Below are 18,242 nucleotides of genomic sequence, written 5' to 3' on the forward strand. Positions count from 1 at the left end.
ATGACCAAGGCCGTCGAGTGATGGAACACCCGAGCAACAGGACCTGAAGCAGCCGCTGTCCCAATCTGGAACAAGCCAGTGTGACAGTCGTGACAGCCAGCCGGAAAACAGGCCGCAAGCAGGCCCCGCGCTGGCCGCCAAAGGCTGGCACGGAACTTGAACTGAGTAGCAGGCCAGCAGGCAAATGACTCCATCCGCAACGCACAAAGAGGAAGACAAGATGATCTACGCAGCACCCGGCACCGAAGGCGCCAAGATTGCCTACCAGGCCCAGTACGACAACTTCATTGGCGGCAAGTGGACGCCTCCGGTCGAGGGTCAGTACTTCGACGTCATCACCCCGGTGACCGGCAAGGTCTACACCCGGGCCGCCCGCTCGGGCGCGGCCGACATCGAGCTGGCACTCGACGCTGCGCACGCCGCCGCCGACGCCTGGGGCAAGACCCCGGCCGCCGAGCGCGCCAACATCCTGCTCAAGATCGCCGACCGCCTCGAGGCCAACCTCGAGCTGCTGGCCTACGCCGAGACCGTCGACAACGGCAAGCCGATCCGCGAGACGCTCAACGCCGACATCCCGCTGACGATCGACCATTTCCGCTACTTCGCCGGCTGCGTGCGGGCGCAGGAAGGCGCGCTGAGCAACATCGACGACAACACGGTCGCGTATCACATCCAGGAACCGCTGGGCGTGGTGGGCCAGATCATCCCGTGGAACTTCCCGATCCTGATGGCGGCCTGGAAGCTGGCCCCGGCGCTGGGCGCGGGCAACTGCGTGGTGCTCAAGCCGGCCGAATCGACCCCGATCTCGATCCTGATCCTGGCCGGCCTGATCGCCGACCTGCTCCCCGCCGGCGTGCTCAACATCGTCAACGGCTTCGGCCGCGAGGCCGGCATGCCGCTGGCGACCTCCAAGCGCATCGCCAAGATCGCCTTCACCGGCTCGACCTCGACCGGCCGCGTGATCGCCCAGGCCGCCGCCAACAACCTGATCCCGGCCACGCTCGAGCTCGGCGGCAAGTCGCCCAACATCTTCTTTGCCGACGTGATGGACAAGGACGACGGCTTCCTGGACAAGGCGATCGAGGGCCTGGTGCTGTTCGCCTTCAACCAGGGCGAGGTCTGCACCTGCCCGAGCCGCGCGCTGATCCAGGAATCGATCTACGAGAAGTTCATGGAGCGCTGCCTGGCGCGCGTGGCCGCCATCAAGCAGGGCAGCCCGCTCGACACCGACACCATGATGGGCGCCCAGGCTTCCAAGGAGCAGCTGGCCAAGATCATGTCCTACCTCGAGCTGGGCAAGCAGGAAGGCGCCGAGGTGCTGATCGGCGGCGACCAGGCCCACCTGGGCGGCGACCTCGAGGGCGGCTACTACATCCAGCCGACCCTGTTCAAGGGCCACAACCAGATGCGCATCTTCCAGGAAGAGATCTTCGGCCCGGTGCTGGCCGTGACCACCTTCAAGGACGAGGCCGAGGCGCTCGCGATCGCCAACGACACGCTGTACGGCCTGGGCGCCGGCGTCTGGAGCCGCAACGGCAACGTCGCCTACCGCATGGGCCGCGCGATCAAGGCCGGCCGGGTCTGGACCAACTGCTACCACGCCTACCCGGCGCACGCGGCCTTCGGCGGCTACAAGGAATCGGGCATCGGCCGTGAGACCCACAAGATGATGCTCGACCACTACCAGCAGACCAAGAACCTGCTGGTCAGCTACAGCGAGAGCAAGCTCGGCTTCTTCTAAAAAGAGCCAGGCTCAGGCCCTTCAGGGGCGCTGGGCCTCAAGAGACCATCCAGCGCTGCGGCGCCTGGAGCGCCGCGGTCGCCGGGGGCGTCCACCTCATGCTGGAGTACCAGAAATCGGTGGCCGCCCCCGGCGACCGCGGCTCTGTGCTTGGCAAGACCAAGGCTGAAAACCACCAGAAGGAGATCCGCATGGTTGAAAAAGTCATTGCCACCCCGGCCGCGCTCGAGCTGATCGAACAGCTCAAGGCCCAGCACGGCCCGGGCCTGATGTTCCACCAGTCCGGCGGCTGCTGCGACAACAGCGCAGCCAACTGCTACCTGCTCGGCGAGCTGACCACAGGCGCGAGCGATGTCCTGCTGGGCGAGATCGGCGGCTGCCCGTTCTACATCGGCAAGGCGCAGTACGGCTACTGGCGCCACACCCAGCTCATCATCGACGTGATCGAGGGCCATGGCGGCACCTTCTCGCTCGAAGGTCCGCTGGGCAAGGCCTTCCACACCCGCTCGCGCGTCTTCACGCCCGAGGAACTCGCCGAGCTCGATGCGCAGGCCCAGGACTCCCGGCAGGACCGGCCCGCATGAACGGACCCGCCGAGACAGACAGGAGCCCTCCCGGGCGCTGCGATGCACACCGGGTCACCCTGCTCTACCTGCTGCTCGGCTCTGGCTGGATCCTGCTGTCGGACCGGGCCGTCCACGGCTGGATCAGTTCCCCGGCGCTGATCGAGATCGCCAGCCTGGCCAAGGGCTGGCTCTACGTGCTGGTCACGACGCTTCTGCTCAACATGCTGATCCATCGCCTGCTGGCCCGGGTCCAGCAGGCGCATGAACAGAAGCAGCAGGCGCTGCGCCAGGCGGAGGCGCTGCGGCTGCAGGACCAGCAGCGCCAGCGCGCGCATCTCGAGGCCATGGTCGAGCGCAGGACCGCCGAGCTGCGCGAGGCCAAGGCTGCCGTCGAGGCGTCGTTGGCCGCCAGGAGCCACTACCTGGCCAGCCTGAGCCACGAGATCAGGAATCCCCTGGACGCGATCATCGACAACGCGCGCCTGCTGCGGCAGCCCGGCCTAGACGCCCAGCAGTCACACCGCCTCGACCAGCTCGAGAGCGCAGCTGGCCACCTGCTCGCGGGGGTGAACCAGCTGCTCGACCTGTCCAGGATCGAGGCCGAGCAGCTCGTCCTCGAGGAAAAACCGGCTCGGGTCGATCGGATCGTCACCGAGGCGCGGGAAATGGTCGAGGACAGCGCGCGCGCCAGGGGGCTGGAGTTGCGCTGCGAGCTCGCCCCGGCAACAGCCGGCTAGGCAGGCAGAACCCGCCCGCAGCCTCGATCAGCGCTTGATTCCCTGCAGCTTGGCGAACGCCGAGGCCAGCGCGCCGGCCGGTGCCGGATCGTTGCGCCCGCCACGCTGGGCCTGGCCGCGCCCGGCCGGCTGGAAGCGGTTGGCCCCGGCTGCACCTGAACCGGCACCAGCACCGCCGCCCTCGCGCCGCTCGCCGCGAGCGGCGCCCGCATCGAGCTTCATGCTCAGCGCGATGCGCTTGCGCGCGACATCGACCTCGACCACCCGGACCTTGACGATGTCGCCAGTCTTGACCACCTCGCGCGCGTCATTGACGAACTTGTTCGAGAGCTGGCTCACATGGACCAGGCCGTCCTGGTGCACGCCGAGGTCGACGAAGGCGCCAAACTGCGCGACGTTGCTGACCGTGCCTTCCAGGATCATGCCTTCCTTGAGGTCGGCGATGTCCTCGACGCCTTCGTTGAAGCGCGCGACCTGGAAGTCGGGGCGCGGGTCGCGGCCGGGTTTTTCCAGCTCGGCCAGGATGTCCTTGACGGTGATGACGCCAAACTGCTCGTTGGCCAGCAGCTCGGGCTTGACACCCTTGAGCAGGTCGCTGCGACCCATCAGCTCGGCCACCGGTTTTCCGGTCTTGTGCATGATCTGCTCGACCACCGGATAGGTCTCGGGGTGGACGCCGGTCATGTCGAGCGGGTTGTCGCCGCCGCGGATGCGCAGGAAGCCCGCGCTCTGCTCGAAGGTCTTGGCGCCGAGGCCGGTGACCTTCAGCAGGTCCTTGCGGCTCCTGAACTGGCCGTTGGCCTCGCGCCAGCGCACCACCGCCTTGGCCACGCTGTTCGACAGCCCCGAGACCCGGGCCAGCAGCGGCGCGCTGGCGGTATTGAGGTCGACGCCGACCGCGTTGACGCAGTCCTCGACCACGGTCTCGAGCGAGCGCGCGAGCTCGCCCTGGTTGACGTCATGCTGGTACTGGCCGACGCCAATGCTCTTGGGGTCGATCTTGACCAGCTCGGCCAGCGGGTCCTGCAAGCGGCGCGCGATGCTGGCGGCGCCGCGCAGGCTCACATCGACATCGGGCATCTCCTGCGACGCGTATTCGCTCGCGGAATAGACCGAGGCGCCGGCCTCGCTGACCACCACCTTCTGCGGTGTCAGGCCGCGGTCGGCCAGCCGTTTCAGCAGGTCGGCCGCCAGCTTGTCGGTCTCGCGGCTGGCGGTGCCGTTGCCGATCGCGATCAATTGCACGCCATGCTTGAGACACAGCGCACCCAGGGTCGCGATCGAGCCCTCCCAGTCGCGCCTCGGCTCATGCGGGTAGACGGTCGCGGTATCGAGCAGCTTGCCGGTCTGGTCCACCACCGCCACCTTGACCCCGGTGCGAATGCCAGGGTCGAGGCCCATCACGGCCTTGGGGCCGGCGGGCGCGGCCAGCAGCAGGTCGCGCAGGTTGTCGGCAAAGACCTTGATCGCGACCTTCTCGGCCTCGTCGCGCAGCCGGGTGAGCAGGTCGCGCTCGGTGGACAGGCTCAGCTTGACGCGCCAGGTCCAGGCCACGCATTTGCGCAGCAGGTCGTCGGCGGGACGGCCCTGGTGACTCCAGCCCAGCTGGCGCGCGATGCGGCCCTCGGCCAGCGAAGGCACACTGCCGGGCCGGGTGCCGGCGGGCAGTTCGGCCTCGGGCAGCACCAGGCGGGCGTCGAGGATCTCGAGCGCGCGACCGCGGAACACGGCGAGTGCCCGGTGCGAGGGCACGCGAGCGATCGGCTCCTCGTAGTCGAAGTAGTCGCGGAACTTGGCGTTGTCGGGCTGGTTCTCGTCCTTACCCTCGACTTTTCGACTCTGCAGCAGGCCTTCCTGCCACAGCCATTCGCGCAGGGTCTGCACCAGCCCTGCATCCTCGGCCCAGCGCTCGGACAAGATGTCGCGCACCCCGTCGAGCACCGCCGCCACGGTGGTGAAGTCGCTGCCGTCCTCGCCCTTTTCCGGCTTGACAAAGCCTTTGGCCTCGTCGGCCGGCACCAGGCTCGGATCGGCGAACAGCAAGTCAGCCAGCGGCTCGATGCCGTTCTCGCGCGCGATCATGCCCTTGGTGCGGCGCTTCGGCTTGTAGGGCAGGTACAGGTCTTCGAGCTCCTGCTTGGTCGGCGCAGCTTCGATCGCGGCCTGCAGCTCGGGCGTGAGCTTGCCCTGCTCGGCGATGCTTTTCAGCACCGCGGCGCGGCGGTCCTCGAGCTCGCGCAGATAGCCCAGGCGCTGCTCGAGTTCGCGCAGCTGGATGTCGTCGAGGCCGTCGGTGGCCTCCTTGCGGTAGCGGGCGATGAAGGGCACGGTGGCGCCGCCGTCGAGCAGCTCGACCGCTGCCTTGACCTGTTGGGGTTTGACCGAGAGTTCCTGCGCGATCTGCGCGATGATTTTTTGCATGCTGACAAGGGAGTCCGGCAGACCGCATTCACGGCCCACCACGACGATGAAGGAAAGGGCATGAGTTTGCCAGATCGGTGCCAGGCTTTCACCCTGCAGCAGCAGCTACTGCGCGCCGGGCTGGAAGGCGGGAAAGCGCTGCACCCGCTGCCCAGCCAGCTTGACCATGCAGGCCTCGAACAGGGGTCTGGCCAGCCAGCGGGCCAGCCAGGCCTGCAGCGCCGGGAGGGGCTGGAGCGACCACCAGGCCGGATCGATGGCCGCGAACTGGCGCACGAAGGGAAAGATCGCCAGGTCGGTCGCGCAGGGCCGCTCGCCGCCGAGCCAGGGGCTGTGCTGCAGGAGCTGCTCGAGCGGTCGCAGCAGCACTTGCAGCGCCGGCTCGCGCGCCAGCTCCGGGTCGGTCACGCCATGGCGCTCGGGATACTTGTAGCGGTCGAGCTGCTGCTTGAACGGCCCGTCGTTGCGCGCGAGCAGATCGAGGTTGCGCGGGCTCTGGCCCAGGCTCCACCAGCCCTCGGGGTCGGCGGACAGGGCCCAGCGCATGATGTCCCAGCTCTGCTCGAGCACCTGGCCGTCGGGCAGGCGCAGCACCGGCACCGTTCCCTTGGGCGACAGCGCCAGCAGCTCGGCCGGCTTGTCGCGCAACACGATCTCGAAGGCCTCGAAGGGCTGGCGCGCGATCAGCAGCGCCAGGCGGGCGCGCATCGCATAGGGACAGCGGCGGTAGCTATAGAGCAGCGGCAGCTCGGAATGGACGACGGCATTCATGGCTGGATTGTCACCCGCGAGCCAAATGAGGCGACGGGCTTGCGACAATAGGCCTTGACGACTGCCATTGCGTGCCGATGAGGCGCGCCGACCCGAGGAAATCCCCATGACCCCCGCCCCCAGTCCCCTGCTGCCCGGCTTCATCGCGCTGCACGGCAACCGCGCCGAGGACCTGGCGCAGGCGCTGATCGCCTGGCTGCAGCAGCACCCGCTGGCCCCGCTGGAGGAGGAGATCATCCTGGTCCAGAGCAGCGGCATGGCCGAATGGTTCAAGACCGAGCTGGCCTGCCAGGCCGGCGTCTGCGCGGCGGCGCGGGTCGAGCTGCCGGGGCGCTTCATCTGGCGCACCTACCGCCAGGTGCTGGGCGCAGGCGCGGTGCCGCGCGAATCGCCGCTGGACAAGCTGCCGATGACCTGGCGCCTGGTCCAGCTGCTGCCCGGCCTGCTGGATGAGCCGGCCTTCGCGCCGATTGCGCATTACTTGCAGCCGGGCGAACCCGAGCGGCTGCCGCAGCTGGCCGCGCAGCTGGCCGACCTGTTCGACCAGTACCAGAACTACCGCGCCGACTGGCTGCAGGACTGGGCCGCGGGCCGCGACCAGCTGCGCGACGCCAGCGGCCGCCTCAATGCGCTGGCCGACGAGCAGCGCTGGCAGCCGGCGCTGTGGCGCGCCGTGCTCGACACCCTGACGCCCGAGCAGCGCGCGGCTACCCGCCCCGACCTGCACCGGCAGGTGCTGGACCGGCTCGATGATCCGGCCTTCACGCCGGAGCGGGTCGCGCGGCGCATCGTCGTCTTCGGCATGAGCCATATCCCGGGCCCGATGCTGGAGACCCTGGCCGGACTGGCCCGGCACAGCCAGGTGATGCTGGCGGTGCCCAATCCCTGCCGCTTCCACTGGGGCGACATCATGGAGGGGCGCGAGCTGCTGCGAGCCAGGCGCCGGCGCCATCCGCTGCGCCGGGGCGTCGAACTGGCCGAGCTGCCGCTGGAGGACCTGCACCTGCATGCCCATCCGCTGCTGGCGGCCTGGGGCCGCCAGGGGCGCGACTTCATCCGCCAGCTCGACGACTTCGACGACAGCGTGGCCACCAGCCAGCGCTTCCCGAGCCTGCGCATCGACCTGTTCGACGAGCAGGAGGAAAGCGCGGCCACGCCGCTGCTGGCCCGGGTCCAGCAGCGCATCCGCGACCTGGAGCCGCTCGATCCGCAGCGCAAGGGCCCGCCGCTGGCCGCGGACGACCGCTCGATCCTGTTCCATCTCGCGCACAGCCCGGTGCGCGAGCTCGAGGTGCTGCACGACCAGCTGCTGGGCCTGCTGGCCGGCCCGGAGCTGAACCCGCGCGACATCGTGGTCATGGTGCCCGACGTGCAGCAGATGGCGCCCGCGATCCGGGCCGTGTTCGGCCAATACCCGCGCCAGGACCGGCGCCATATCCCGTTCGACATCGCCGACCTGAGCGCCAAGGCCAGCAGCCCGGTGGTCGGCGCCGTCGAATGGCTGCTCAAGCTGCCGGGCCAGCGCTGCGGCCTGAGCGAGCTGGTCGACCTGCTCGAGGTGCCGGCCATCGCGCGCCGCTTCGGCATCGAGGCCGAGCAGCTGCCGCTGCTCGCGCAATGGATGGGCGGCGCCGGCATCCGCTGGGGCCTGCATGCCGGCCAGCGCGAGCAGCTCGACCTGGCCGCCTGCGGCGAGCAGAACAGCGCCTGGTTCGGCCTGCAGCGCATGCTGCTGGGCTATGCCACCGGATCGCTGGCCGAGCTGGAGCAGGCCGCAGGCTGGCAGGGCATCGAGCCCTATGCCGAGGTCGGCGGGCTCGACGCCGAGCTCGCGGGCAGCCTGGCCCATCTGCTGCAGGCCTTGACGCAGTGGTGGCGGCACAGCACCGGATCGGCCAGCCCGACCGACTGGTGCGAGCGGGCGCGCTGGCTGCTGGCCGCGCTGTTCCAGCCGGTCGACGAGACCGACAGCCAGGCCATCGCCGCGCTCGACGAGGGCCTGTCGGCCTGGCGCAATGCCTGCGACCAGGCCGGCTTCGTGCAGCCGGCGCCGCTGGCCGCGCTGCGCCAGGGCTGGCTGGAGGCGCTCGAGGTGCCGCGGCTGGAGCAGCGCTTCCGTGCCGGCGGCGTCACCTTCTGCACCCTGATGCCGATGCGCGCGATCCCGTTCCAGGTCGTCTGCCTGCTCGGCATGAACGACGGCGACTACCCGCGCCGCGCCATGCGCAGCGACTTCGACCTGATGGGCCTGCCCGGCCAGTTCCGGCCCGGCGACCGCTCGCGCCAGCATGACGACCGCCAGCTCATGCTCGAGGCCCTGCTGTCGGCCAGGCGCCTGCTCTACATCAGCTGGACCGGGCGCAGCGTGCGCGACAACAGCGCGCAGCCGCCCTCGGTGCTGGTGTCGCAGCTGCGCGACTACCTGGCCGCGGCCTGGGGTCCCGAGGCGGTGGCGCAGCGCAGCACCGAGCATCCGCTGCAGCCCTTCAGCCGGCGCTATTTCGAGGCTGGCTCCGAGCTGCTGACCTATGCGCGCGAATGGCGCAGCGCGCATGATCAGCTGGCCGGCGCGGCGTTGCCGGATCAGTCGATGACGCTGTCCGCCCAAGAGCCCGACCGGAGCGTGGCGCTGACGCTGGAGCGGCTCGAGCGCTTCCTGCGCAATCCGGTCAAGACCTTCTTCCGCGAGCGCCTGAGCGTGAGCTTCTGGACCCCGCAGCAGGAGCCCGGCGACACCGAGGCCTTCGGCTTCGACGGCCTGCAGCAGTACCAGTTGCTGCAGCAGCAGGTCCAGCATTGGCCGGCGCCCCAGGCCGGCATCGACCTGTCGGGCTTGATCGCGCACAAGCTCGAGGGTCTGCGCCGCTCGGGCGCGCTGCCGATGCAGGGCCTGGGCGCGCTCAAGCAGCAGGAGCTGCAAGCCACCCTGGAGGCCATGGGCCGGGCCTGGCAGCAGGCGGGCCAGGATTTCCCGCAAGCAGCCGAACGGCTGGCGGTCGAGTTCGGGCACCAGGGCCTGCTGCTGCGCGACTGGATCGACCCGGTCTACCGCAACGAGGCTGGCGAACAGGCCTGGCTCCGGCTGGAATCGGGCAAGCTGACCGACGGCAAGAAGCAGCCGATGCCGCGCGCCGACAAGCTGGTGTCGGCCTGGCTGGTCTCGCTGCTGGCCGCGGCCTGCGGCCAGCGCCTGCACGGGCGCGTGGTGGGACAGGACGGCGTCCTCGAGATAGCGCCGATGGAAGCAGGCAGCGCGATCGCGGGGCTGCAATCCCTGTTCGAGCTCTGGCTGCTGGGCATGCGCGAGCCGCTGCCGCTGCCGCTCAGGACCGGGCTGGCGGTCGCGCGCGACCTCGACGGCGACGGCAGCGATCCGGCCAAGGTCTACGAGGGCAATGGCGACGCCTTCAGCGACTCGCTGGCCGAGGTCAATGACATGTGCCTGGCCCGCCTCTACCCGGACTTCGAGGCGCTGCAGGCCGCCAGGACCGAATCCGGCGCTGGCCTGCAGGCGCTCGCCGAACAGCTGTACGTCCCGCTGCTCGACTGGGCCGCGCGCCATGTCAACGCCCGCCTGCACGCCTGAAGGCCAACCGCCCCACCCCGATCAGCCCATGAATGCAAGCACCACTGCCCACAAGCTGCAGGCCGAGACCTTCCCGCTCTGGGGCTCGCGCCTGATCGAAGCCAGCGCCGGCACCGGCAAGACCTGGACCATCGCCGCGCTCTACCTGCGCCTGGTGCTGGGCCACGGCCAGGCCAACAGCGCCTTCGAGCGCGCGCTGCTGCCGTCCGAGATCCTGGTCATGACCTTCACCCGCGCGGCCACGCGCGAGCTGTCCGACCGCATCCGGGCCCGCCTGCTCGAGGCGGCGCGCTGCTTCCGCGGCGAGACCGAGTCCGATGCCGCCGACCCCTTCCTGCAGGGCCTGCTGGCCGACTACCCCGAGCAGCAGGCACGCAACAAGGCGGCCTGGCAGCTGGCGATGGCGGCCGAGAGCATGGACGAGGCCAGCGTGCACACCATCGACGCCTGGTGCCAGCGCATGCTGCGCGAACATGCCTTCGACAGCGGCAGCCTGTTCGACGAGGAGCTGGTCGCCGACGAGCAGGCGCTGCTGACCCAGGCGGTGCAGGACTACTGGCGGCGCGAATGCTATCCGCTGTCCGAGCAGGCGCTGGCCGAACTGCTGCAGGTCTGGCGCGACGAGGCCGCGCTGTACCAGGACATGCGCGAGCTGCTGGGCCAGGGCGAGCCGGCCGATGGCGACGAGGCTTCGCTGCAGCAGGTGCTGGCCGAGGGCCGGGCGGCGCTCGATGCCGCGCTGGCCGGCTTGCGCGCGCCCTGGATCGAACGCAGCCAGGCGATGCTGGACTTCGTGCAGTCGCAGTCGCCGCCAGCCAAGCAGGGCTGGAACGGCAAGAAGTTCTCGATCGCCCGGCTCAGCGGCTGGATCGAAACCCTGGCGGCCTGGGCCAGGGGTGAGGACGACTCCATCCTGCCCGACCTCAAGACCGGTTGGGAGCGACTGACCCCGGCCGGCCTGCAGGAGATGCGGGCCAGCGATGCCGGCGCCATGCCGGCCCTGCCCGAGGCCTTCGAGCAGTTCAGCCTGCTCAAGGACCAGCTCGAGCGGCTGCCGCAGCCGGGCCAGGCCGTGCGCCGTCATGCCGCGACCCATGTCGCGCGCCAGCTGCAGCGGCTCAAGCGGCGCCAGGGCAGCTTCGGCTTTGCCGACCTGCTCGAGCGGCTCGACGCCGCGCTGCAGGGCGAACACGGCGAGCGGCTGCGCGCGCGCATCCTGGCCCAGTACCCGGTGGCGCTGGTCGACGAGTTCCAGGACACCTCGCCGCTGCAGTACCGCATCTTCGACCGGATCTACCGCTGCGCGGACAACGACCGCGCCCGGGCCTTGCTGCTGATCGGCGACCCCAAGCAGTCGATCTACGGCTTTCGCGGTGCCGACATCTACAGCTACCTGCAGGCGCGCCGCGCCACCGGCGAGCGCCACTACGCCCTGTCGGTCAACTACCGCTCGACCCGGGAACTGGTGCAAGCGGTCAACCACTGCTTCCTGCAGGCCGAGCAGGCGCGCGAGTCCGGCGCCTTCCAGTTCAAGGGTCCGGCCGGCAACCCGCTGCCCTTCGTCGAGGTCGAGGCCCAGGGCCGGGCGGAACGCTGGGTCGGATCGAGTGGCGCGCTGCCGGCGCTGATGATCGAGCATGACCTGGTGCCGCGCAGCACGGGCGCGATCCGCAAGTTCTTTGCCGAGCGCTGCGCCGAGCAGATCGTGCGCTGGCTCAACGATCCGGACAACGGTTTCGAGCGGCCCGACCAGCCGCTGCAGGGCCTGCGCCCGCGCGACATCGCGATCCTGGTGCGCACCGGCAAGGAAGCCGCTGCCGTGCGCCGGGCGCTGCAGCGGCGCGGCGTGGCCTCGGTCTACCTGTCGGACCAGGACTCGGTCTACCGCAGCGACGAGGCGCGCGACCTGGTGCACTGGCTGCGCGGCGTCGCCACGCCGCAGGACTCGGGGCTGGTGCGCGCCGCGCTGGCGCTGGCGCTGATCGGGCTGCCGCTGCCGACGCTGGGCCGGATCGCGGTCGACGACGAGGCCTTCGACGAGCAGGCCGCGCTGCTGCGCGAGCTGCAGCAGGTCTGGCAGAGCCAGGGCGTGCTGGCCATGCTGCGCCAGTCGCTGCACCGCTTCGGGCTGGCGGCGCGCTGGCTGCAGGACGATGGCGGCGAACGGCGCCTGACCAACTACCTGCACCTGGCCGAGCTGCTGCAGACCGCCAGCAGCGAACTCGAGGGCGAGCAGGCGCTGATCCGCTGGCTGGTGAACCGGATAGATGAGGACAGCGGACAGAACGAGGAGCAGGTGCTGCGCCTCGAGAGCGACTCCGACCTGGTCAAGGTCATCACGGTGCACAAGAGCAAGGGCCTAGAGTTCCCGGTGGTCTGCCTGCCCTATGCGACCAGCTTCCGCAATTTCGATCCGCGCTTCGTCAAGTCGGCCAGCCTGCCGCGCGAGGACGGCAGCCGCGAACTGGTGCTCGAGCTCGACGAGGCGGCGCGGGAGCGCTACGAGCGCGAGCGCCTGCGCGAGGACATGCGCCTGCTCTATGTCGCGCTGACCCGGCCGCGCCATGCGCTCTGGATGGGTTTCTCGGCCGTCAAGCCGGCCCGCGGCGATGGCTGCCAGAGCCACCTGAGCGCGGCCGGCTACCTGGTCGGCGGCCCCGAGCCGCGCGCGGCCGAGGACTGGCTCGAGCCGCTGCAGGCGCTCGCCAGCGGCTGGCTCGGCATCTCGCTGCGCGCGGCCGACCCGGTGCCAGCCCTGACCCGGCTGCACCGCCCCGACGACAGCAGCGAACTGCTGCCCGCGCCCCAGTACGAAGCCAGCTTCGACCTGAGCTGGGGCATCGCGAGCTACTCGCGCCTGACGCGCGACCTCAAGGCGCCGGGCGCCAGCGCGGGCGGCGGCCTGTCGCCGCTCCAGCGGCTGCGCCCGGCCGACGACGAGGCCGCGCCCATCACGCCGGCAGGGACCGAATCCAGCGCTGAATCCGAACCGCTGGCCCGGCCGGGCGGATCGCTGGCACCCGCACCGGCCGACTCAGCGATCTGGCACCGCTTCAAGCGCGGCCCGCTGACGGGCAACTTCCTGCACGAGCAGCTCGAATGGCTGGCCCAGGAGCGCTTCGCGCTGCAGGACAACGACGCGCTGGCCGAGCGGCTGCAGGCGCGCTGCGAACGCGCCGGCCACGAGGAACAGGCGCCCGCGCTGGTCGGCTGGCTGCGCGATGTCGTGGGCACCCGCCTGGCCGGCCCCGGGTTGGCGCTGGCGCAGCTCGAGAACCTGCGTTCCGAGCTCGAATTCTGGCTGCCGCTGGAGCGCATGGACACATCTCGCGTCGACCAGGTCTGCCGCATCCATCTGCTGGCGGGCGTCGAGCGGCCCCAGCTGCAGGGCAGCCAGCTGCACGGCATGCTGATGGGCTTTGCCGACCTGGTGTTCGAGCACCAGGGCCGCTACTGGGTGCTGGACTACAAGTCCAACTGGCTCGGCGCCGACGATGGCGCCTACGGCCCGGACGCGCTGCTGCAGGCCATGGCCCAGCACCGCTACGATGTCCAGGCTGCGCTCTACCTGCTGGCGCTGCACCGCCTGCTCGCCAGCCGGCTGGGCGCCGCCTACGACCCCGCGCGCCAGCTCGGCGGCGCGGTCTACCTGTTCCTGCGCGGCATCCACGGCCCGGCCCAGGGCAGCTGCTGCCTGCAGCCCTCGATCGAATGCCTGCAGGCGCTCGACGCCATGCTCGCGCCCCCCTTGCTCGCCACCCCATGACCGACATCGTCCACACCCTTCATGCCTGGGCCGACCAGGGCTGGCTGCGCCGGCTCGACAGCGCGCTGGCCGCCTTCATCCAGCAACAGGACCCGCAGGCCGCGCCCGCCGTGCTGGTCGCCAGCGCCCTGCTGGCCCAGATGGAAGGCCGCGGCCACAGCTGCCTGCCGCTGGCCAAGCTGGTGCAGTCAGCCGCGACTCTGCTGGGCTGGCCGGAGCCGGAACAGCTCGAACTGGCCGCCCTGTGGACCCAGCTGCCGGCCGGGCTCGACGGCTGGGTCCAGGCCCTGCAGGCATGCCCTCTGGTGCGCCAGGCGCTGAAGGACCAGGCCACCGACCAGCAAGCGCCGGACCTGGGCCAGCCCCTGGTGCTGGGCGGCAGCCGCGCGGCGCCGCTGCTCTACCTGCGCCGCTACTGGGTCTACGAGCAGCAGGTCGCCTCGGCCATCAGCGAACGGGCCGCCAGGCAGCAGCCGGTCGACCATACCCTGGCCCGGCAATGGCTGGACCGGATGTTCGCGCCCCAGGCCTCAGAGCCGGGCGAAGCCGGGCGCCGGACCGACTGGCAGAAGATCGCCTGCGCGCTCGCGCTGCGCAGCGGACTGACCGTCATCACCGGCGGCCCGGGCACCGGCAAGACCTACACCGCCGCCCGCCTGCTGGCGCTGCTGCTGGCGATGAGCCCGGATGCCAGCCGGCTCAAGGTCGCGCTGGCGGCCCCGACCGGCAAGGCCGCGGCGCGGCTGCGCCAGTCGATCGACCAGTCGCTAGTCAGCCTGCAGCCCAGCCTGGGCCAGGCGCTGGACCTGCAGGCGCTCACGGAGCGCATCGGCAAGGCCAGCACGGTGCACTCGCTGCTCGGCATGCAGCTGGGCAGCCGCCAGTTCCGGCACGATGCGCGCCATCCGCTCGACCTCGACCTGCTGATCGTCGACGAGACCTCGATGATCCACCTCGAGATGATGGCCGCGCTGCTGCAGGCCATGCCGCCCCATGCCAGGCTGATCCTGCTCGGCGACAAGGACCAGCTCGCCTCGGTCGAGGCCGGCTCGGTGCTGGGCGACCTCTGCGCCCATGCGGCCGAGCTGCGCTATGACACCGCGACCCGGGACTACCTGCTCGAGGCAACGGGCGACGCCCTGCCGGCCTGCGAGGCCAGCGGCTCGGCGCTGGACCAGCAGACCGTGATGCTGCGCCACAGCCGGCGCTTCGGCACCACCATCGGCGCGCTGGCGCGCGAGGTCAACGAAGGCCGGGCCGGCGCCGCGATGCAGCTGCTGACGCAGCAGCGCGACGGCCTGGTCTGGCTGGCCCCGCAGCCCGCCAGCCCCGAGATCCTGCTGCAGCTCGCGCTGCAGGGCCGGCCCGGCGCCAGCGCCAGCTACAGCGACTACCTGCGGGCCATCCAGGCCGGCCCGCAGCCGCCGCGAGCCCCGGACCAGGCCGATGGGCCTGGCAGCGCCGAGCAGGCCCATGCCGACTGGGTCAAGCGGGTGCTGATCGCCTTCGACCGCTTCCGCATCCTGTGCGCGGTGCACGAGGGCGAATGGGGCGACCGGGCGCTGAACCAGGGCGTGCAGCGCGCGCTGGCAGCCAGTCGCCTGATCCGGCCCGTGGGCGAATGGTATGTCGGCCGCCCGGTCATGGTCACGCGCAACGACAAGGCGCTGGGCATCTTCAACGGCGATGTCGGCATCGTGCTGCCCTCTGCCAGCGCCTCGGCGTCAGCGGGCGGCAAGAGCTTGCGCGCCTATTTCCTCAACGGCGAACAGCTGCGCTCGGTCGCGGTGAGCCGGCTGGCCCATGTCGAGACCGCCTTCGCGATGACCATCCACAAGAGCCAGGGCTCGGAGTTCGCGCACACGGTGGTGGTGCTGCCCGAGGCCGGCGGCGAGATCGTCACGCGCGAGCTGATCTACACCGGCATCACGCGCGCGCGCGAATTCCTGTCGGTCATCGAGCCCCGGCCGGGACTGCTCGGCGAGGCCATCGGCCGCCGGGTCCAGCGCGCCAGCGGCCTGGACTTCGACAACCGGGATGAGGGCTGAGCCGGCTTCAGTGCCGATGCAGATGGTGGATGTCGGGCCCGTGCGGATGGGCATGCCGCAGCGGCTCGTGCCGGTGGCTGTGGCTGTGCGGCCCGGCCGGCATCGTTTCATGGCCATGCGCATGGTGGCCATCGTCATGCCGGTGGGCATGCTCATGCTCGAGCGCCTCGTGCTCATGGTCGTGCTCGTGCGACTCCGACAGGTGCAGCAGGACGCCGCCGAGCATCAATGCGCCAGCCACCAGCAGCAAGACGCCCGGAGCGCGCTCGCCCAGCGCCCAGGCACCGAGGGCGCCGATGAAGGGCGCGAAGGCAAACACCGACCCGGTGCGCGAGGCACCGAAGGCCCGCTGCGCCAGCAGGTAGCAGCGCAAGCTCAGGCCGTAGCCGGTCGCGCCCACGGCCAGCAAGGCCAGCGCCTGCCGCGCCTGCGGCCGGGGCTCTTGCGCCAGCAGCGCCAGGCCCAGCGTCGCCGCCGTGCCGAGCAGCGCCTTGACCAGGACGACCTGGCCCGGGTCCAGATCCGCCACCCCGCGCGACAGGGTGTTGTCCAGGCCCCAGGCCAGGGTGGCCAGCATGACGGCCAGCAGGCCGAGCAATTGCACCTGGCCGGCCAGCCCCTGCTCGGCCACCAGCAACAGCGCGCCCGCGAACAGCAGCAGCATCGCCAGCAGCACCCGGCGATCCATGACCTCGCCGTAGCAGCGCCAGGCCAGCGCGGCCGTGAACAGCGCCTCCAGACTCAGCATCAGTGACGCGCTCGAGCCGCTGGTCTGCTGCAGGCCCCAGGCCAGCGCGACCGGCCCGAGCACCGCGCCCGTCGCTGCCATCGCGAGCAGGCGCGGCCAGTGCGAGCGGCGCATGGGCGCCTCCCGCTCGGGCGGCCGGCGCAGCAGCAGCGCGACCAGGGCCGCGCCCGCGTAGAGCAAGGCCGCCGTGCCGAACGGCCCCAGACCGGCGCCCTGCTGCTGCACCAGCGGCGTGCTGAGGCCGAACAGGGTGGCCGCGAGCAGGGCCAGCAGGCCGCCGCGCCAGACGGGAGTGATGCGCGGGATGAGGGACAGGTGGATCATCGCGGATACAGGGCCGACAGGGCCGATCAGGCCCAGCGAACGAATGGATCGATGGGCGGGCCGGTGGGTGGGGAATGGCTGGCCATCCTAGCATTCGAGCGCGGCAATCGCCGGACGCCGCTTTGCTGCGGCAGGCGCCAGCTGGCGGCCCGGCCAGGCGCTGGACCCGATGGCCTGATCGCGCGCCAGCCGGTCCAGGGCCGCAGCAGGATCCGGCGCGCGGCCCATGCTCAGTCCTGCGGCCAGCTCAGCTCGACGCAGAAGCCCGACTCGACCGCGGGCAGGGTCATCTGCCCGCCATGGGCGCGGACCACCAGGTCGGCCAGCACCAGGCCCAGCCCCTTGGTGCTGCCATCCGAGCCATAGTCCTGCCGCTCGAGCGCGCTGCGCAGCGACTGCAGCCGCTCAGGCGGACAGCCTTCGCCATCGTCCTGCAGGCGCAGCCGGTTGATGCCGTCGGCCTGGCTCACGCGCAGCTGCACCCGCCGCGCCCGGTGGCGCTGCGCATTGTCGAGCAGGTTGAACAGCACGGCCGCCAGCAGGTCCGGGTCGACGCTGACGGGCAAGTCGGCCTCGGTGTCGATCTGCAGGCTGCTGAAGGCCTGGATGGGCAGCAGGTCGGCGACATCGACCGGCTGGCGCTGCGGGTCGCCGCCGCTGCGGAACATCGTCAGCAGCGCCTGCATGACGCGGCTGAGCCGGGTCGCGGCCTCGCGCGTGCGGGTCAGGCGCGGGCGCAGCGACTCGGGGGCCTCCTTGAGCGCGACCGCGAGCTGGGCATCAATGCCGGCCAATGGCGTGCGCAGGGCATGGGCCGCGTGGGCCGAGAAGGCCCGCTCGGAGTTGATGCGCTGGGCCAGGCGCTGGCCCAGCTCGCGGATCGCCTGCAGCATCGGCACCAGCTCGGCCCGCTCGGGCGACTTCGGCAGGGTCTCGAGCCGCAGCGGATCGCAGGCCTGCACCGCCTGCGACAGGCGAGCCAGCGGCTTGAGCTCGCGCCGCACCCGCAGATTGAGCAGCAAGGTCATCAGCAGCCCCATCAGCAGGGTGCCGACCAGGGTGTAGGTCGCAGCCTCGGTGCGGGCCTCGACCCGCTCCTCCTCGCTTTGCGCCACCAGCAGGATATGCTGCGGGTCGTTCTGGAAGCCGAAGCTGACCACGCGCCACAGGCCGTCGGGCGTGTCGCGCGGCTCCGGCGCAAGCGTCAGCTGCATCGGACGGTCCGGCGCCTTGTGCGACTGGGCCACCAGCAAGCCGGTCTCGGGCTGGATGATCTGCCAGACCAAATGCTCCTCGTACTCGGAATGGGTCTGTGCCATCGCCTGGTCCAGCCCCTGCTGGTGCAGCAGGGCGATCACGCTGTGCAGGATTTCGGCCGACTCGATCAGGCTCTGGTCCATCAGCTCGTCGACCTCGTGGTGGGTCACCAGCCGCACCACGCCCGCCATCAGCAGGGCCCACAGCAGGGCCATGACCAGCAGGGTGCGCGTGACGCGCTGCAGGATGGAAGGCAAGCCGTTGCGCTGGATCATGG

10 protein-coding genes are annotated in these 18,242 nt (G+C 70.8%); 6 read left to right on the plus strand and 4 right to left on the minus strand.

Translation table 11 applies throughout. The annotated features are described in order from the left end of the window. The first annotated feature begins 220 nt into the window (after window positions 1-220). The 3 genes from adh (at window position 221) to C6P64_RS11040 (ending at window position 3,044) form a co-directional block, all read left to right on the plus strand. Window positions 221-1,741, plus strand: coding sequence for an aldehyde dehydrogenase (gene adh, locus C6P64_RS11030; protein WP_105748621.1), 1,521 nt, complete (start codon window positions 221-223; stop codon window positions 1,739-1,741). Window positions 1,742-1,932: 191 nt separating this feature from the next. Further along, window positions 1,933-2,325, plus strand: coding sequence for a DUF779 domain-containing protein (locus tag C6P64_RS11035; protein WP_105748653.1), 393 nt, complete (start codon window positions 1,933-1,935; stop codon window positions 2,323-2,325). Then, window positions 2,322-3,044: a sensor histidine kinase gene (locus tag C6P64_RS11040; RefSeq protein ID WP_105748622.1), complete on the plus strand. Its 723-nt coding sequence runs from the start codon at window positions 2,322-2,324 to the stop codon at window positions 3,042-3,044. The genes C6P64_RS11035 and C6P64_RS11040 overlap by 4 nt, the downstream gene beginning before the upstream one ends. Window positions 3,045-3,071: 27 nt before the next feature. Here C6P64_RS11040 and C6P64_RS11045 read toward each other — a convergent pair whose 3' ends face one another. Both C6P64_RS11045 and C6P64_RS11050 read right to left on the minus strand, forming a co-directional pair. Next, on the minus strand, window positions 3,072-5,465 hold the full coding sequence (locus C6P64_RS11045) for a Tex family protein (protein ID WP_105748623.1): 2,394 nt from the start codon (window positions 5,463-5,465) through the stop codon (window positions 3,072-3,074). A 105-nt stretch (window positions 5,466-5,570) separates the two neighbouring features. Further along, complete coding sequence (locus C6P64_RS11050; RefSeq protein ID WP_105748624.1) at window positions 5,571-6,236, minus strand: glutathione S-transferase; 666 nt, start codon at window positions 6,234-6,236, stop codon at window positions 5,571-5,573. A gap of 106 nt (window positions 6,237-6,342) precedes the next feature. Between C6P64_RS11050 and recC the strand changes: the two genes are divergently transcribed. Genes recC through recD form a run of 3 tightly spaced genes read left to right on the plus strand, consistent with a single transcriptional unit; the run spans window position 6,343 to window position 15,636 of the window. After that, window positions 6,343-9,822, plus strand: coding sequence for an exodeoxyribonuclease V subunit gamma (gene recC / locus C6P64_RS11055; protein ID WP_105748625.1), 3,480 nt, complete (start codon window positions 6,343-6,345; stop codon window positions 9,820-9,822). A gap of 28 nt (window positions 9,823-9,850) precedes the next feature. Next, window positions 9,851-13,588, plus strand: coding sequence for an exodeoxyribonuclease V subunit beta (gene recB / locus C6P64_RS11060; protein WP_105748626.1), 3,738 nt, complete (start codon window positions 9,851-9,853; stop codon window positions 13,586-13,588). Further along, entirely contained in the window at window positions 13,585-15,636 is a 2,052-nt protein-coding gene (recD, locus tag C6P64_RS11065) for an exodeoxyribonuclease V subunit alpha (protein WP_170073087.1), read from the plus strand. The genes recB and recD overlap by 4 nt, the downstream gene beginning before the upstream one ends. A gap of 7 nt (window positions 15,637-15,643) precedes the next feature. Here the strand turns inward: recD and C6P64_RS11070 are convergent, their stop codons facing one another. After that, on the minus strand, window positions 15,644-16,708 hold the full coding sequence (locus C6P64_RS11070; RefSeq protein WP_105748628.1) for a DMT family transporter: 1,065 nt from the start codon (window positions 16,706-16,708) through the stop codon (window positions 15,644-15,646). Between the two features lie 230 nt (window positions 16,709-16,938). Then, window positions 16,939-18,240, minus strand: coding sequence for a sensor histidine kinase (locus C6P64_RS11075; protein ID WP_105748629.1), 1,302 nt, complete (start codon window positions 18,238-18,240; stop codon window positions 16,939-16,941). Between the last annotated feature and the right edge of the window lie 2 nt (window positions 18,241-18,242).

The sequence above is a fragment of the Malikia granosa genome (assembly GCF_002980595.1).
GTDB lineage: Bacteria > Pseudomonadota > Gammaproteobacteria > Burkholderiales > Burkholderiaceae_C > Malikia > Malikia granosa.

What these genes read in the sequence shown, in the direction of transcription:
- adh (WP_105748621.1), top strand. Translation starts at nt 221, where the DNA reads ATGATCTACGCAGCACCCGGCACCGAAGGCGCCAAGATTGCCTACCAG.
- C6P64_RS11035 (WP_105748653.1), top strand. Translation starts at nt 1,933, where the DNA reads ATGGTTGAAAAAGTCATTGCCACCCCGGCCGCGCTCGAGCTGATCGAA.
- C6P64_RS11040 (WP_105748622.1), top strand. Translation starts at nt 2,322, where the DNA reads ATGAACGGACCCGCCGAGACAGACAGGAGCCCTCCCGGGCGCTGCGAT.
- C6P64_RS11045 (WP_105748623.1), bottom strand. Translation starts at nt 5,465, where the DNA reads ATGCAAAAAATCATCGCGCAGATCGCGCAGGAACTCTCGGTCAAACCC.
- C6P64_RS11050 (WP_105748624.1), bottom strand. Translation starts at nt 6,236, where the DNA reads ATGAATGCCGTCGTCCATTCCGAGCTGCCGCTGCTCTATAGCTACCGC.
- recC (WP_105748625.1), top strand. Translation starts at nt 6,343, where the DNA reads ATGACCCCCGCCCCCAGTCCCCTGCTGCCCGGCTTCATCGCGCTGCAC.
- recB (WP_105748626.1), top strand. Translation starts at nt 9,851, where the DNA reads ATGAATGCAAGCACCACTGCCCACAAGCTGCAGGCCGAGACCTTCCCG.
- recD (WP_170073087.1), top strand. Translation starts at nt 13,585, where the DNA reads ATGACCGACATCGTCCACACCCTTCATGCCTGGGCCGACCAGGGCTGG.
- C6P64_RS11070 (WP_105748628.1), bottom strand. Translation starts at nt 16,708, where the DNA reads ATGATCCACCTGTCCCTCATCCCGCGCATCACTCCCGTCTGGCGCGGC.
- C6P64_RS11075 (WP_105748629.1), bottom strand. Translation starts at nt 18,240, where the DNA reads ATGATCCAGCGCAACGGCTTGCCTTCCATCCTGCAGCGCGTCACGCGC.